The sequence below is a fragment of the Kitasatospora sp. NPDC086801 genome (genome assembly GCF_044745805.1).
Classification (GTDB): Bacteria; Actinomycetota; Actinomycetes; order Streptomycetales; family Streptomycetaceae; genus Kitasatospora.
In genome coordinates, this window is record NZ_JBIVAX010000057.1 from 1 (window position 1) to 12,837 (window position 12,837).

Genomic DNA, 12,837 nt, shown 5'->3' on the forward strand with positions numbered 1-12,837 from the left:
GGCGTTGACTTTTGGCACGCTGTTGAGTTCTCAAGGAACGGACACTTCCTTCAGGCCGCCTTCCAGCGGGCCCTCCGGGCGCTTCGTTCTTTCGTTTTTCCAGCTTATCAGATCCTCGCGGCCGTTCTTACCGGCTTCGTTTCTCCGAATTCCCGCTGGCGGGATTTCCTTCGAACTTCGCTCCGAAGCTTATCAAAGCTTTCAGTGTGCTCAGTCCGCAGGATTTTGCTTCGTCAGAGGATGCGCATTCATAAAACGCGCTCACCTCGATTAGGCGGTGTCGTAGACACTAACGCCCGGGGCCGACCGTTGTCCAGTCAGTCCCAACCGTTCAAACCTACTAGCCCACCCTCACCACGTCAATGGTTTGGTCGGGATGCGAGAAGAGTACCAGGTCAGAGGCATGTGGATCACCTCGGCTCAGGCCGCGACGGGTTGCAGATCCGCCCGGTCGGCCGCGTCCAGATCGCCGACTTCGCCCGCCTCCGCGGCCTTCCGGCCCAACACCAGTGCGTAGAGGAGGAATGCCGCCTCGGCCAGCGCGCCGATCGAGATGCGCGCCCAGGTGGGCAGGCCGGACGGGGTGACGAACGCTTCGAGCACACCGGAAACGGCCAGCACCGTCGCGAGGCCGATGGACATGCCGATGATGGAGCGGCCCTGTTCGGCCAGGGCCGTTCCGCGGGTGCGCGGGCCGGGGTCGATGACCGTCCAGCCGAGGCGCAGTCCGAGGCCGCCGGCCACGAACACCGCGGTCAGCTCCAGCAGGCCGTGCGGGATGAGCAGGCCGAGGAAGACGTCGAGTCGCCCGGCGGAGGCCATCAGTCCGACGCCGACGCCGAGGTTGACCACGTTGGTCCACATCACCCAGAGCACCGGGAGTCCCAGCGCGATCCCGAACAGCAGGCACTGCACGGCGACCCAGGCGTTGTTCGTCCAGACCTGCGCGGCGAACGAACTCGCCGGGCGGTCCGAGTAGTACGACTCGTACTGCCCGCCGGGGCGGGTCATCTCCCGCAGGTTCTCCGGGGCGACCAGGCTGTTGCGGACCTCGGGGTGGGTGGCCATCCACCAGGCGAGCACCGCGGTGGCGAGCAGCGAGACGACCGCGACCGGCACCCACCAGCGGCGCGCGCGGTACAGCGCGGCCGGGAAGCTCACCGTGTAGTACCGGGCGACGTCGTGCCAGCCGCTGCTGCGCGATCCGGTCACCGCGCTGCGGGCCCGCGAGACCAGGCCGGTCAACCGGCTGAGCAGGGCCGGGTCCGGCGCGGCGGCCTGGACCTTGGCCAGGTGGCCGGTGGCGCGCTGGTACAGGGTGACCAGTTCGTCGGCCTCCTCCCCGCTGAGCCGGCGCCGTCGGGCGAGGGCGTCCAGCCGTGCCCACTCCCCCTGGTGGGTGGCGACGAAGACGTCCAGGTCCATTCGGCGGCTCCATGGTCGGCGGTGGGCGCGAGGGGCCCGGTCGCGGGCGGGCGGACGGGCGGGTACGTACGGACACGCGCGGCCCCAGCATGCCAGGAGCGGTGGGCACCCCGGCCGCCGGGATCTCACTTCCCGTGCGACCACCGGGCGCCGTATGTTTGCGGCTGCGGATCAGACTGCGGAGAGCAGGTCGCGGGGGCCGGCCCGGGCGACGTCCCTCCCCTGGCCGTGCCGCCGTCGGCGGCCTCCATGAGTGAGCTGTACGGGCTCCACGAACGTGAACGGACAGGTGTCTTGAGCGACCTGGTGACGGGTGAGGCGGTCGTCCTCGACCTGCAGACGGCGAAGCTTCCGAGCCGGGCGCTGGCGATCACGCTGGACCTGCTCGTGGAGTTCGCCGCCCTGTTCCTGGTCTCGCTCACCCTGAGCGTCGCCCTGATCGGCCTGGACGGTGCGGCGCTGGCGGCCACCCTGATCGGACTGCTGGTGTTCTTCCTGGTGGCCGTGCCGGTGATGGTCGAGACCTTCAGCCGCGGACGCTCGCTCGGCAAGGCCGCGCTCGGCCTGCGGGTGGTGCGCACCGACGGCGGCCCGGTGCGGTTCCGGCACTCGCTGGTGCGCGGGCTGGTCGGTTTCATGGAACTGGTCGCCATGACCGGCGTGCCGGCGGTGATCACCTCGGCCGTGAACGTGGACGGCAAGCGGCTGGGCGACATCTTCGCCGGGACGGTCGTCGTCCGCGAGCGCACCCCGGGCGGCGGAACGGCGTCCCCGCTGCCGCCCGTGCACCCGCAGCTACTCCAGGCGATGGGCCGGGAGCTGGTCGCGATGGACTTGTCCGCGGTGCCGGAGCCGCTCTGGCTGGCGATCCGCCAACTGCTGGGCCGGATAGGCCAGTTGGATCCAACGGTGGCGCTCCAGATGTCCACCCGGCTGGCCGGCGACCTGGCCGCCCGGACCGGCCACCCGGCGGCGCAGGGGCTGCACCCGGCGGCGTACCTGGGCGCGGTGCTCACCGAGCGCCAGCGCCGGGAGTGGACGCGGGCCCGGGCCCAGGCCCAGTGGCAGCGGACCGCGGCCCCCGCACCCGCCGTGCGGCCGGCACCCGTGCCCCAGCCGCCCACCGCGGACGGCGGGCCGCCGCGCGTTCTCGCCGCCCCGACGACGACCCCGGCCCCGGCCGTCCCCTCCTTCGAGAAGCCCGCCCCGCCCGCCGCCGGCCAGCCGTCCCCGGCACCTTCCCCGGCACCGGCACCGGCACCGGCACCCGGCACCGGCTTCGCGCCGCCCGCTTAGGGCCTGTCAGCCCGCCGGCCCGCGCAGGCCAGGCCTACTCCCCGAACTCCGCCGGCCAGGCGTTCGGCGGCGACGCCAGCTCCTCCAGTTCGATCCCATCCGCCGCCAGCACCACGTCCCCCGCCAGGTGCACGACCTGCTGCTCGCCGGTCTCCAGGTCCGCGACCTGGTACCGCTCGACCAGCAGCGGCCCGGAGTCGGTCCGGTGCGGGTCGACCCCCTCCAGCAGCCATCCCTGGTCGAAGGTGCGCGGCGCCAGCACCGGTTCGGTGAACGCGACCAGCCGCACCCGGGCACTCGCCCCCTCCCGCAACCGCAGCAGCCGGGCGGTGGCGACCAGGAAGGCCGGCGAGCGGCCGGTGAACCCGTGCGCCCGGTCGTGCCCCTCCACGGTGTGCTCGCCGCCCGGGTCCGCCGCGTCCGTCCGGACCCAGGCGACGCCGTCCACCGCACCGCCGCGCACCTGCCAGCCGCCGGCCTTCAGCTCCATCCGCAGCGGGCGGGCCCGCGAGTCCAGGGTGAGGTCGACGCCGCCGATCACCCGCCCGTCCGGCGCGTAGGTCTTGGAGACGTACCGCCAGCCGGCCGCCCCGGGGGCGCAGCTGAAGCGCTCCTCGCCGAGCAGCACGTGGTCGTGGGTGTCATGGAGCGAGTACCGGCCGTTGGGCATGCCCGAAAGCCTACGTGCGCGCTCCGCGTGCAACGTTCGGGGCGGGTGCCCGCATCAGGGGGGTGGACGGCGCGCACGAGCGCCGTCGGTTAAGAGGGAGAAGGGGGCACAGCTGGCGAAGCAGGCACGCGACGAGGAGTTCACGGAGTACGTGACCTCCAGGGGCGGCTGGCTGCGCAAGGTCGCCCGTCTGCTGTGCGGGGACTGGCACCGCGCGGACGACCTGGTCCAGGAGACCATCACCAAGCTGTACGTGAACGGGTCGCGGGCAGGCCGCATGGAGAACCTGGACGGCTACGCCCGCAGGGTGCTGGTCAACACCTTCCTGGCCGAGCAGCGCACCTCCTGGTGGCGGCGGACCAGCCGACCGGGCACCGACCTCGACCCCGGGCGGCATCGACCCGCTGACCGCCGAGGTCCACTTCGGCTGGCTGCCCGGCTGGGTGGGCGGCGAGCGGCACATCGTCCCCTGAACCGCCGAAGGTCCGCCGAAGGTCCGCCGAAGGTCCGCCGAAGGTCCGCCGAACGCGCCGGTGGCCGGCACCCCTGCGCAGGGGTGCCGGCCACCGGCGTACGTCTCACCGCGTCAGCCGCGGTTCACCGCATCAGTAGCGGTACTGCTCCGCCTTGTACGGGCCCTCGACCGGGACGCCGATGTAGTCGGCCTGCTCCTGGGTCAGGGTGGTCAGCTTCACGCCGAGCGCGTCGAGGTGCAGCCGGGCGACCTTCTCGTCCAGGTGCTTGGGCAGCACGTAGACGCCGATCGGGTACTGCTCGGTCTTCGTGAACAGCTCGATCTGGGCGATCGTCTGGTTCGCGAAGGAGTTGGACATCACGAACGACGGGTGGCCGGTCGCGTTGCCCAGGTTCAGCAGGCGGCCCTCGGAGAGGACGATGATGGTGCGGCCGTCGGCCTTGCGCCACTCGTGGACCTGCGGCTTGACCTCGGTCTTCACCACGCCGGGCAGCTGCGCCAGGCCGGCCATGTCGATCTCGTTGTCGAAGTGGCCGATGTTGCCGACGATGGCCTGGTGCTTCATCCGGGCCATGTGGGAGGCCATGATGATGTCCTTGTTGCCCGTGGTGGTGATGAAGATGTCGGCCGTCTCGACGACGTCCTCCAGGGGGGCGACCTGGTAGCCGTCCATCGCCGCCTGGAGCGCGCAGATCGGGTCGATCTCGGTGACGATGACGCGGGCGCCCTGGCCGCGCAGCGACTCGGCGCAGCCCTTGCCGACGTCGCCGTAGCCGCAGACGACGGCGACCTTGCCGCCGATCAGGACGTCGGTGGCGCGGTTGATGCCGTCGATGAGCGAGTGGCGGCAGCCGTACTTGTTGTCGAACTTCGACTTGGTGACCGAGTCGTTGACGTTGATCGCCGGGAACAGCAGCTGGCCGTCACGGTGCATCTCGTACAGGCGGTGGACGCCGGTGGTGGTCTCCTCGGTCACGCCCTTGATGGTGGCGGCGACCTCGGTCCACTTGTTCGGGGTGTCCTTGAGGGTGCGGTTGAGCAGCTCCAGGATGATCCGGAACTCGTCGTTGTCCGCGGTGGACGGGTCCGGCGCGGCACCGGCCTTCTCGAACTCGACGCCCTTGTGGATCAGCAGGGTGGCGTCGCCGCCGTCGTCCAGGATCATGTTCGGGGTCTTGCCGCCGGGCCAGGTCAGGGCCTGCTCGGTGCACCACCAGTACTCGTCCAGGGTCTCGCCCTTCCAGGCGAAGACCGGCACGCCCTGCGGGTTCTCCGGGGTGCCCTCCGGGCCGACCGCGATGGCGGCGGCCGCGTGGTCCTGGGTGGAGAAGATGTTGCAGGAGCACCAGCGGACCTCGGCGCCCAGGGCGGTCAGGGTCTCGATGAGGACGGCGGTCTGCACGGTCATGTGCAGCGAGCCGGTGATGCGGGCGCCGGCCAGCGGCTTCGACTCGGCGAACTCGGCGCGGATCGACATCAGGCCGGGCATCTCGTGCTCGGCCAGCTGGATCTCCTTGCGGCCGAACGGCGCCAGGGAAAGGTCGGCGACCTTGAAGTCACCGGTGGTGTCGGTCGACATGCGTCTGCTCCTCGCTGATGGGGTGGGCGTGGCCAAGGTCCTGTGTGTGCGGTCGCAGCGCGGCGGGGCCGTACGGGTGCACGGCTACGCCGGGGTGGCCGGATCCGTGGTGGTGGACCGGTTCCCTGCTGCGCAGCACAAACCGTCGGAGGACCTCTCTCCCTCGACCGGGGCACGCCCTACGGGGGCGGACCGCCGATCGACCGCCATCAGCAGCGACGTTCTGGCTCTGGTGACGAATCTACACCGGCGGCCCCACCGGCCGTCCGCCGATGAGTGTTTTCGGCCTCGGACCCGATGGGTCCTCAAGCGGATCCCAGCCGGTCCCGGTCGGCCCTCGGCCGGCTCCTGTCGGCCCCGGGCCGGGTCGGTGCGCGGCGCCGGTCAGTGCGCGGCGCCGGGCCCGGGCCCGCCGGGGGTGGCCGCCGGGTCCTCGCCCGCGGCGGCCTTCTCGGCGCTGTAGACGTCGGGCTCCAGGTAGATCGCCCGCGCGATCGGGACGGCGGCCCGGACCCGCTCCTCCGCCGCGTCGATCGCCTGCGCGACGCGGGCGGCGCTGTCCTCCGCGTTGACGGCGATCTTGGCGGCGACCAGCAGTTCCTCCGGCCCCAGGTGCAGGGTGCGCATGTGGATCACGCCGGTGACCGCCTCGCCGTCCACCAGCGCCGCGCGGATGCGGCCCACCGACTCCCGGTCGGCGGACTCGCCGAGCAGCAGCGACTTGGTCTCCAGGGCGAGCACCACGGCGATCAGCACCAGCAGGACGCCGATGCCCAGGGTGCCGACGCCGTCCCAGACGCCGTCGCCGGTGATCACGGTGAGCGAGACGCCGAGCAGCGCGAGCACCAGGCCGATCAGCGCACCGGCGTCCTCCAGCAGCACCACCGGCAGCTCCGGGGCCTTGGCGGTGCGGATGAACTGCACCCAGCCCTGGCCGCCCTTGGCCTTCGCCGACTCGCGCATCGCGGTGAGGAAGGACCAGCCCTCCATCACGACGGCGAAGACCAGCACGCCGACCGCCCAGCCCCAGGAGTCCAGCTTCTCCGGGTGGCTGACCTTGTGCCAGCCCTCGTAGATCGCGAACAGGCCGCCGACGCTGAAGAGGACGATCGCCACCAGGAAGCCGTAGATGTAGCGCTCGCGGCCGTACCCGAACGGGTGCTCCTCGTCCGCCTCCCGGCGCGCCCGCTTGCCGCCGATCAGCAGCAGCACCTGGTTGCCCGAGTCGGCGACCGAGTGCACGCCCTCGGCCAGCATCGACGAGGAGCCGGTGAAGCCGAAGGCGGTGAACTTGCCCACCGCGATCGCCAGGTTCGCGGACAGTGCCGCGACCAGTGCCTTGGTACCGCCTTCTGTGCTCATGCTCCGGGTCCCTCCGCCGCAATGGCTGGTCGCGCTGCTCCGTCGAGCGCTCACCGTACCGGCCACCGGCGCCGGCTCAGGACTGCACGGCGGCGAGCCCGAGGTAGACGGCGGCGAAGTCGGTCAGCGCGACCAGGTCGGCGAGCGCGTGCAGCGGGTCCGGCCGGGTGGTCGCGTACTCGGTCAGCCGGACGTCGTGGGCGCCGGCCAGCCGGTGCGCGCGGGTGACGCCGAAGCTGCGCGGGCCCGCGTCGTCCTCCGGTACCTCGGCCGGCCCGTCCGCCTCGGCGGGCACGCCGCCGGGCTGGACCCCGGACTGGGCCCCGGACTGGGCCCCGGACTGGCCACCGGGCGGCCCCGGGACGTGCCGCAGCAGCAGGACCTGGAGGTGCAGCGGATCCGGCTCGTCGACCCGGTCGCGGAAGAAGTCGTCCGGGTCCGCGCCCGCGCCCAACTGGCCGGTGAACATGCCGCGGTGGGCGGTGAGCACCTGCGGCAGCGGCCCGGCCAGCGCCGGGCGGCCGGCCCGTTCGGCGAGCTGGGCGGCGAAGCGGGTGGCGGCGGCCCCGGCGATCGGGCCCTCGGCCCACAGCAGCGGGACCGTCCCGGCCAGCCGGGCGGCCAGGCCCTTCGCCGGGTTGGTGTACGCGGCGGCGTCGGGGCGGCAACGGACGGCGGTCGCGTCCAGCAGGTCGGCGACGGCCGGCAGGGCGTCGTACGGCAGCTGGGTGATGCCGATCTTCTGGGCGAGCGCGAGCAGCGGGGTGAGGTGGGACCACAGCGCGGCCGGGTCCTCGGCGGGGAGGTCCGGCTCGGCGGCCGGGCCGGCGGGCGCCTCGTCCTCGGGCAGCGCGGAGGTCACGTACGGCAGCGGCAGCGCGCGCACCTGCAGCGCGGCCTCGGCCAGCGGGCTGCCCGCCGGGGCGGTGACCGCGATCGCGCAGCCGCGCGCGTAGGCCTGCTCGGCGAGGCTGACCAGGCCCGGTTCGCCGCCGTCGGCGGAGCTGACCACCAGGAGGTCCAGCGGGCCTGCCCAGCCGGGCAGTTGCCAGCCGAGCCCGGCGGTGAAGGCGGGCGGCGCGCCGGCCCGGTCGGCACGCGGGGCGACCGCCTCGGTCGGCGGCAGCATGGTGATCAGGCCGGCGTTGCCGGCCAGCGCGGCCAGGATCTCGCCCGCCGCCAGGGCGCTGCCGTGGCCGGCGACCAGGACGGCGCGCGGGCGGCCGTCCGGGCGCAGCCGGTCCAGGCCGGCCGCGTCGGCCAGCCGCAGCGCGGTGCGGACCCGCGCACCGGCGCCGGCCAGGGCCAGCAGCGCGCGGTCGCGGTCGGCGCGCTGCAGGGCGGCCGGGTCGTCGAGCAGGGTGTCGTCGAGCATGCGGCGGGCCTCCGGCTGCTGTCCTGTGCGCGCTGGGCTGGCGGGGTGGGGGCGTCGCCCCAAGGATCAGGCCGGGCGACGGGCCTCGTCCACCAGCAGGACCGGAATGCCGTCCCGGACGGGGTACGCGAGCCCGCAGTCCGCGCCGGTGCAGACCAGCTCGGGCTGCTCCTCGGTGCCGCCCTCGGTGAGCGCGGCCCGGCACTGCGGGCAGACCAGGATCTCCAGCAGGAAGGATTCGAGCTTCATGGGGCTCTCCAAAAGTCGGGGGGTGGCACGGCGGTGCCCCGGCCGATAGGCAACCCTACCGGCCGGGGCACAGGAGGCCTTTGTCAGGCGCGGACGATGGCGAGCACGCCGTCGCGCAGCTCGGCCATCCTCGCCGGGTCCTTGGCCTCGGCGTTCAGGCGCAGCAGCGGCTCGGTGTTGGAGGCGCGCAGGTTGAACCACCAGTCCGGGCCGGCCACGGTGAGGCCGTCCAGCTCGTCGACGGTGGTGCCTTCCAGGCCGGCGTAGGCGGCGCGGACGGCGGCGGTGCTGGCGGCCTGGTCGGCGACGGTGCTGTTGATCTCGCCGGAGGCGGCGTAGCGGTCGTACTCGGCGGTGAGCGCGGACAGGGTGCCGGGCTGCCCGCCGAGCGCGGCCAGCACGTGCAGCGCGGCCAGCATGCCGGTGTCGGCGCGCCAGAAGTCGCGGAAGTAGTAGTGCGCGGAGTGCTCGCCGCCGAAGACGGCGTCGGTGACGGCCATCTCCTGCTTGATGAAGGAGTGGCCGACCCGGGTGCGCACCGGGTTGGCGCCGAGCTCGCGGACCACCTCGGGGACGGTCCAGGAGGTGATCAGGTTGTGGATGACGGTCGGCTCGGCCTCGCCGGCGGCCTGGGCGCGGGCGATCTCGCGGGCGGCGACCAGGGCGGTGATGGCGGACGGGGAGACCGGCTCGCCGCGCTCGTCGACGACGAAGCAGCGGTCGGCGTCGCCGTCGAAGGCCAGGCCGAGGTCGGCGCCGACCTCGCGGACCTTGGCCTGGAGGTCGACGATGTTCTTCGGGTCGAGCGGGTTGGCCTCGTGGTTGGGGAAGGTGCCGTCCAGCTCGAAGTACATCGGGACGAGCTCGATCGGCAGGCCGTCGAAGACGGTCGGCACGGTGTGGCCGCCCATGCCGTTGCCGGCGTCCACGACGACCTTGAGCGGGCGGATCGCGGTGAGGTCGACCAGGCCCAGCAGGTGGTCGGCGTAGCCGCGCAGGGTGTCCTGCCCGGACAGCGCGCCGGGCGTGACGTCCTTGGCCGGGACGGTGACGGTGTCGTCCTCGGCCGTCCAGGACTCGACCAGCTCGCGGATCTCGGCGAGGCCGGTGTCCTGGCCGACCGGAGCGGCGCCGGCCCGGCACAGCTTGATGCCGTTGTACTGGGCCGGGTTGTGGCTGGCGGTGAACATCGCGCCGGGCAGGTCGAGCTTGCCGCTGGCGTAGTAGAGCTGGTCGGTCGAGCAGAGGCCGATCTGGACCACGTCGGCGCCGTAGGCGGCGGCGCCCTCGGCGAAGGCCCGGCTGAGCGACGGGGAGGAGGGGCGCATGTCGTGGCCGACGACGATCGCGGACGCGCCGGTGACCTGCACGAACGCGGCGCCGAAGGCCCGGGACAGGTGCTCGTCCCACTGGTCCGGGACGACTCCTCGGACGTCGTACGCCTTCACGAGCTGCTTGAGGTCGCGCACTGCGGCTCCACCCTGGTCTCTGTACTGATCGGTGTACGTGTGATCGGCGGCTGGCCGCCCACGGTCACGATACGTCGGGGTCACCGCCCGTTCGGTCGACGGTCCGCGGTGACGGTAGACGGGCAGCGTACCCAAGTCGAACGAACGCCCGGTCCGGGCCCGGGCGGGGTGCGGCGTCGGTGGAGCGGCGTCAGTTGTCCGGCGAGCGGAGGACGCGCAGGTGACCGCGGCGGCCGCCCTCGGTGGACTCGCCCTCGGGCCCGCGGCCCTGACGGGGGGCCTGCGGCCGGGCGGCCTCGCGGACGGCGTTGGCGAGGGCCTCCAGGTCGTCGCTGCTGCGGCGCAGCGGCCCGGCCTCGGCGGCCAGCCGGACGACCTCCCAGCCGCGCGGGGCGGTGAGGCGCTCGGCGTGCTCGGCGCACAGGTCGTAGCAGTGCGGCTCGGCGTAGGTGGCGAGCGGGCCCAGGACGGCGGTGGAGTCCGCGTAGACGTACGTCAGCGTCGCGACGGCCGGCCGGCCGCACGCGGTCCGCGAACAACGACGTACAGAGCTCACGAGGGTGGACGGTACCGCACTCCTCGCCGGGGAGCGAAGACCGCCGGTCCGACGGGTGTGCCGTGTCGCGGTCCGCACGCCGGTCCGCACCTCCGCCACCCCGGGCGTTTCCCCGTCGGAGTAGTCCACTTCCGACCGTCCAAGGACTACCCTCGGCAGTGATATGGACAGCTCTGCACCTCAGTCATCGACGGGACCTTCGCGCCGTCCCCGGCACCGCGACCGGCACGGCAGGGGGCTGCGCGGCCCGCTGGCGCCGCCCCAGGTGCCGATCTCGCTCACCCGCTCCGAACTGTTCGACGACTACGTGCGCGAGTCGGTGGAGCGTCTTGAGCGGCGCTGGCCGCAGTTGATCGAGGTGGAGTTCGCCGTCCAGGAGGTGCCGCTGCACGAGCCCGACGCGGCCGACGGCGAGGACGGCGTGCCGCTGGGGCGGGTGTCGCCGGGCAAGCAGGGGCGCAAGAGCCAGATCGTGGTGTACCGGCGGCCGGTGGAGATCCGGGCGAAGACCCGGGAGGACCGCGCGGCGCTGGTGCACGAGATCCTGATCGAGCAGGTGGCGGAGCTGCTGGGGCTGTCCCCGGACGCCATCGACCCGCGCTACGACGAGGACTGAGCACGCGAACGGGGCGGTACCCGGGCCTCCGGGTACCGCCCCGTCGGCCGGTCAGCGCAGGACGACGCCCGGATCCTGCCCGGCCCGCGGGACCCTGACGGTGCTGTGGTCGTCGCGCAGCGCCTGGACGGTGAACATCGGCACGTCCTTGGCGGGCAGCGAGAGCATCCGGGCGGCCATCACCGGGCCGCCGGAGACGGTCTCGACGGTGAGCGCGAAGCTGCCGTTCAGCCCGCCGGGCTCGGGCGCCGGGAGGGCGACCGTGCCGCCGGCCGGCAGCTGGACGTCCTTGCTCACCGGGGTGCCGCCGCCGCTGCCGGCCGAGGCGGTGACCCGGACGGTGGCGGCGTCGCCGGCGGAGGTCAGGAACAGCGTGGACGCGCCGGCCCGGTTGTCGGCGACCGTGGCGCGGGCGCCGACCGGGCCGCTGCCAGTGAGCCAGGCCGCGTCGCTCTTGCCGCCGCCCCCGGCCCGGTCGACCCGCAGGCCGGCCACGACCGGGGTGGGGTGCTTGTCGTCGGTGGGCGACAGCCGCAGCCCGGCGACCTCGTCGCGGGTGACCTTGCCGAGGTCGACGGCGGCCACCATGCCCGCCTTGATGTGGATGGACTCGTTGCCGGCCGGGGTGAACCAGCCGTTCTTGCCGGAGAGCTGGATCTTCAGGTCGGCGTCGTCCTCCGGCGGCGCCCAGACCACCAGGTGGGCGGCCGCGGTGTCGGCGGGCAGGCCGGGCAGCACCTGGGTGGCCGCCGGTTCGGCCGAGGCCGGGATCCAGTCGGCGCCCTTGCTGCCGTCGGCGGCGTGCAGCGCGGCACCGACCCGCCCGCTGCGGGCGACCACGTGCACGGCGAGGTCGTTGACCGCGCCCTTGCTGACGGTCGGCAGCAGCACGGACTGGGAGCTGCCGGGGGCGACGGTGATGCCGTTGGCGGCGTCGTTCTCGATCAGGCCCTTGTCGCCGTACAGCTTGATGTCGACCACGGCGGCGGAGGACTCGGTGTTCACCAGGCTGACGTAGTCGACCCGGTCTCCGGCCGTGCTGGCCCCGGCGAACCAGAAGCTCGTCCCGGCGGGGGTGCAGGTGAGGCCGGACAGGCCGAGGCCGCGCTGCTCGGTGACCACGGTGGTCTGGGTGACGGTGAAGCCGGGGGCGAGGGCGCCGGTGGCGATGGCCCCGGTGCCGGGCGCGGCGTCGCCGTTGGCGGCCGGGCCGGTGGCCGGGGTGCCGGGCTTGGCCAGGGTCAGCCGGGCGTCGGCGGGCGGGCCGGCCTTGTCCGGGGCGGCCGGGGCCGTCGAGCCGGACGGCGCGGCGGGGGTGCTCGGCGCCGGGGCGGAGGGGGCGGCGGTCGGCGGGGTCGCGGGCGCGGCGGCGTCGGAGAGCCAGCCGACCCCGCCGGTGGCGCCGCCCGTCCCGGGCGGGGTGTAGGCGGTGAGCGTGGTCGAGCCGGTCAGGCCCTGGAGCGGCTGCGGGCAGACCGCCGCCGTCCGCTCGACCTGCGCGGTGGTCGGGGCGACGCCGCCGTCCGCCTTGGCGGGGGCGGCCGGCGGGCGCGCCTCGGCGATCCCGAACACCGCCGCGAGCACCACGGCCGCGGCCAGCAGGGACTGCGTGGTCCTGGTGCCCCCGGACCGCCCCCCCGAGCGGACGGACGCCTCCGCCGACGCCTCCGCCGGGGCGTGCCCGGGCTGCCCGGTCTCGGCGGCCGCCACGGGCTGGACGGCCTCGGGCGCGGACTTCTTCCTGAATGCGGGCTTCTTCATCGCG

The 12,837-nt window shown here is 73.8% G+C and carries 11 protein-coding genes and 1 pseudogene; 3 read left to right on the forward strand and 9 right to left on the reverse strand.

The genetic code is table 11. The features are described 5' to 3' along the window. Positions 1–420 precede the first annotated feature (420 nt). Positions 421–1,425, reverse strand: coding sequence for a stage II sporulation protein M (locus ACIPLC_RS34945; protein WP_400477078.1), 1,005 nt, complete (start codon positions 1,423–1,425; stop codon positions 421–423). A 294-nt stretch (positions 1,426–1,719) separates the two neighbouring features. Here ACIPLC_RS34945 and ACIPLC_RS34950 point away from each other — a divergent pair, with 294 nt between their 5' ends. Next, positions 1,720–2,721 carry an RDD family protein gene (locus tag ACIPLC_RS34950; protein WP_400477079.1) on the forward strand — a complete coding sequence of 334 codons (1,002 nt, stop codon included), beginning with the start codon at positions 1,720–1,722 and terminating at the stop codon, positions 2,719–2,721. Positions 2,722–2,755: 34 nt separating this feature from the next. On the opposite strand, the gene ACIPLC_RS34955 is transcribed toward ACIPLC_RS34950, so the two are convergent. Then, positions 2,756–3,391, reverse strand: coding sequence for a hypothetical protein (locus ACIPLC_RS34955; protein ID WP_400477080.1), 636 nt, complete (start codon positions 3,389–3,391; stop codon positions 2,756–2,758). Between ACIPLC_RS34955 and ACIPLC_RS34960 the strand changes: the two are divergent. Next, positions 3,390–3,734 (forward strand): annotated as a pseudogene (locus ACIPLC_RS34960) (sigma factor); the annotation flags it as partial. The gene ACIPLC_RS34955 and the pseudogene ACIPLC_RS34960 sit on opposite strands and share 2 nt — an antisense overlap. Before the next feature lie 262 nt (positions 3,735–3,996). On the opposite strand, the gene ahcY reads toward ACIPLC_RS34960, so the two are convergent. The 6 genes from ahcY to ACIPLC_RS34990 form a co-directional block, all read right to left on the reverse strand. Further along, entirely contained in the window at positions 3,997–5,445 is a 1,449-nt protein-coding gene (gene ahcY / locus ACIPLC_RS34965) for an adenosylhomocysteinase (RefSeq protein WP_400477081.1), read from the reverse strand. 384 nt (positions 5,446–5,829) lie between these two features. Continuing rightward, complete coding sequence (locus tag ACIPLC_RS34970; RefSeq protein WP_400477082.1) at positions 5,830–6,807, reverse strand: cation diffusion facilitator family transporter; 978 nt, start codon at positions 6,805–6,807, stop codon at positions 5,830–5,832. A gap of 76 nt (positions 6,808–6,883) precedes the next feature. Beyond that, positions 6,884–8,182 (reverse strand): SIS domain-containing protein, encoded by a 1,299-nt coding sequence (locus tag ACIPLC_RS34975; RefSeq protein WP_400477083.1) that lies wholly within the window; start codon positions 8,180–8,182, stop codon positions 6,884–6,886. Positions 8,183–8,248: 66 nt separating this feature from the next. Further along, entirely contained in the window at positions 8,249–8,431 is a 183-nt protein-coding gene (locus ACIPLC_RS34980; RefSeq protein ID WP_280686052.1) for a Trm112 family protein, read from the reverse strand. A gap of 83 nt (positions 8,432–8,514) precedes the next feature. Continuing rightward, positions 8,515–9,900, reverse strand: coding sequence for a phosphomannomutase/phosphoglucomutase (locus tag ACIPLC_RS34985; protein WP_400477084.1), 1,386 nt, complete (start codon positions 9,898–9,900; stop codon positions 8,515–8,517). A 190-nt stretch (positions 9,901–10,090) separates the two neighbouring features. Further along, positions 10,091–10,534, reverse strand: coding sequence for a DUF3499 domain-containing protein (locus ACIPLC_RS34990; RefSeq protein WP_400477085.1), 444 nt, complete (start codon positions 10,532–10,534; stop codon positions 10,091–10,093). Positions 10,535–10,619: 85 nt separating this feature from the next. Between ACIPLC_RS34990 and ACIPLC_RS34995 the strand changes: the two genes are divergently transcribed. After that, complete coding sequence (locus ACIPLC_RS34995) at positions 10,620–11,072, forward strand: metallopeptidase family protein (RefSeq protein ID WP_400477086.1); 453 nt, start codon at positions 10,620–10,622, stop codon at positions 11,070–11,072. Positions 11,073–11,123: 51 nt separating this feature from the next. Here ACIPLC_RS34995 and ACIPLC_RS35000 read toward each other — a convergent pair whose 3' ends face one another. Next, complete coding sequence (locus ACIPLC_RS35000) at positions 11,124–12,833, reverse strand: DUF5719 family protein (protein ID WP_400477087.1); 1,710 nt, start codon at positions 12,831–12,833, stop codon at positions 11,124–11,126. Between the last annotated feature and the right edge of the window lie 4 nt (positions 12,834–12,837).

Coding starts and splice junctions, on each gene's coding strand:
- ACIPLC_RS34945 (WP_400477078.1), bottom strand. CDS start 1,425: ATGGACCTGGACGTCTTCGTCGCCACCCACCAGGGGGAGTGGGCACGG.
- ACIPLC_RS34955 (WP_400477080.1), bottom strand. CDS start 3,391: ATGCCCAACGGCCGGTACTCGCTCCATGACACCCACGACCACGTGCTG.
- ahcY (WP_400477081.1), bottom strand. CDS start 5,445: ATGTCGACCGACACCACCGGTGACTTCAAGGTCGCCGACCTTTCCCTG.
- ACIPLC_RS34970 (WP_400477082.1), bottom strand. CDS start 6,807: ATGAGCACAGAAGGCGGTACCAAGGCACTGGTCGCGGCACTGTCCGCG.
- ACIPLC_RS34975 (WP_400477083.1), bottom strand. CDS start 8,182: ATGCTCGACGACACCCTGCTCGACGACCCGGCCGCCCTGCAGCGCGCC.
- ACIPLC_RS34980 (WP_280686052.1), bottom strand. CDS start 8,431: ATGAAGCTCGAATCCTTCCTGCTGGAGATCCTGGTCTGCCCGCAGTGC.
- ACIPLC_RS34995 (WP_400477086.1), top strand. CDS start 10,620: ATGGACAGCTCTGCACCTCAGTCATCGACGGGACCTTCGCGCCGTCCC.
- ACIPLC_RS35000 (WP_400477087.1), bottom strand. CDS start 12,833: ATGAAGAAGCCCGCATTCAGGAAGAAGTCCGCGCCCGAGGCCGTCCAG.